At 70.1% G+C, this 1981-nt stretch carries 1 protein-coding gene and 1 pseudogene; one reads left to right on the forward strand and one right to left on the reverse strand.

What is annotated here, in order from left to right; translation table 11 throughout:
- Positions 1–1209: pseudogene (locus ACTUAL_RS30495) on the reverse strand (DUF7507 domain-containing protein); the annotation flags it as partial.
- A 302-nt stretch (positions 1210–1511) separates the two neighbouring features.
- Here ACTUAL_RS30495 and ACTUAL_RS30500 point away from each other — a divergent pair.
- Positions 1512–1904, forward strand: a complete 393-nt coding sequence (locus ACTUAL_RS30500; RefSeq protein WP_157767605.1) for a hypothetical protein — start codon at positions 1512–1514, stop codon at positions 1902–1904.
- Positions 1905–1981: the final 77 nt, after the last annotated feature.

The following is a 1981-nucleotide window of genomic DNA, read 5'->3' on the forward strand; positions in this document are numbered from 1 at the left end:
GCTGGCGCCGGGTGAGACCACGCTGATGGTGACCGGGATCTGCTCGCCGGGGCGGTAGGGGCCGCCGCTAACGTCCTTGGTGATGTAGATGGCCGGGACCGGCACGGAGAACACCAGGTTCTGCGCCAGGTAGGTGTCACCGGCGGTGGTGAAGGACAGCTGCGCCGAGGTGTCGCCGACCGCGATGTTGCTGGTCTGGATGACCTTGGCGTCGACGCTCATGTTGTTGGCGACGTTGGGGCTCACCGCGTTCTGGGCGTTGGACACCCAGAAGTTGTTGGTGTTCGACGGGTCCAGCAGCGCCGGTTCCGCGTTCCCGTTGACCACGAACCGGTCGCCGGAGATGTTGAAGTCGCCCTCGTAGCCGGTCAGGCCGATGCGCACCGGGGTGGCGGCGACGCGGAAGCCGGTGACCGGGATGGTCGTGGCCGGGTCCGTGGAGGACTGCCGCACGTGGCCGTCGTAGAGGAAGATCTCCCGCTTGGACGGGGCGTAGGTGCTGTTGGGGGCGTCGTACTGGTAGACGAGCACCAGCGACCAGCCCGAGTAGCAGCCGAAGCCCTGCGGGGTCCAGACGTTGCCCAGGGTGATGGTGTTGGCCGTGCCCGACGGCAGGTTCTGGAAGCGGGAGGTGACGTCCGCGTAGGCCGAGTAGAACTGCGGCTGGCTGGAGGGCACGTTGGCCAGGGCGTCGCGGGTGATCACCTGCGGGGCGACGTTGACCGGGGCGCCGTTGCCGATGGTGAGCACGGTGGAGGTCGACTCGGGGGTGCCCGAGGGGACGACGGCGGTGCCCGCCGTGGACTGGAACTGGCGGGTGTTGCAGCCGGGCGCGGTGGAGACGGCGCCGGTGCTGAGCTTGATCGAGCCGGTGTCGCCGGACCAGTTCAGGCGGGCGTAGGCCACGCGCGAGCCGGGCGGGATGGTGACGCTGCCCCTGGAGGAGTTGAACGTCGCGGCGTTGCTGTCGACGTCCGCCCACTGCATGTAGTACGAGTCGTTGTTGTTCGCCGAGGCGGTGAGGGTGCGGGCCTGCGCGCCCGCGCAGTTCGCCTTGGCCTCGCCGAACGGGTCGGTGGGGGCGTTCGCGTCCGGGCAGACGGAGTTGCCGTTGCCCGCCTCGACGAAGTCGCCGTAGACCTCTTCGTTGTAGTTCAGGGTGAAGGCGCGCTCGACCGCGGCCTCGGCGGTCAGGGGAGCGAGTCCCACGCTCACCCCCGCGGCTATGAGGAACGACGTCGCCGCTGCCAGCAATCGCCGGCCGGGTGCGAGCACGGACATCAGACGGCCCCCTTTGAAGGCGTGACCATGCGGATACGGACAGCAATATCCGGGGGTTTGACCACCGCCGCTGGGCCCGGTCGGCAACTCCACCTGTTCGAGTGGGCGGGCCCGGTGTAGGGGGCGCTCGCCCGATGAGGCGGTTTGGCGCGGAGAGGCCGTCGGGGCGTCCGAGGATCGGTGCGCGGGTCCGGGAAGGACCTCACCACCAGTTCCCCAGGAGGATGCTGATGTTCGCTCGGAACGCCGTCGCGGGAGTCGTCGCCGCCGGTCTGTGCCTCGCCGCCGCCCTGCCCGCCTCGGCGGCGCAGGACCGCTCGCCGCGCTTCGGGTCGGCGACGCTGTGCAACACCTCGTCGACGGCGGTGCAGGTGTTCTCGGCCGACCTGGACGAGGGGGTGCGGTACGTGCTGCCCTACGAGTGCAACGACGTGCTGTACTTCCCGTTCTCGGAGGGGCCGTCGACCATGACGCAGTGGCGGAACGTGACGACCGGCAAGGGGTGCGTGCGGGTGACCGTGCAGGACCGGGACGCGCTGACGATCTCGCAGGCGACGGGCGGGGTGCGGCTGTACCGGCAGGAGCCGTCGGGGAGCCTGACGCTGCTGTGCTCGACGTTCTGATCCGGGTGTTCTGACCCGGGTGTTCTGATCCAGCGGGTGGCGGGGGACCTCGGGTCGGGGTCCCCCGCCGCCGGGGC

Source organism: Actinosynnema sp. (assembly GCF_052038725.1).

Bases quoted from the DNA above. Each gene is read 5' to 3' on its own strand.
- ACTUAL_RS30500 (WP_157767605.1), top strand. From the start codon at position 1,512: ATGTTCGCTCGGAACGCCGTCGCGGGAGTCGTCGCCGCCGGTCTGTGC.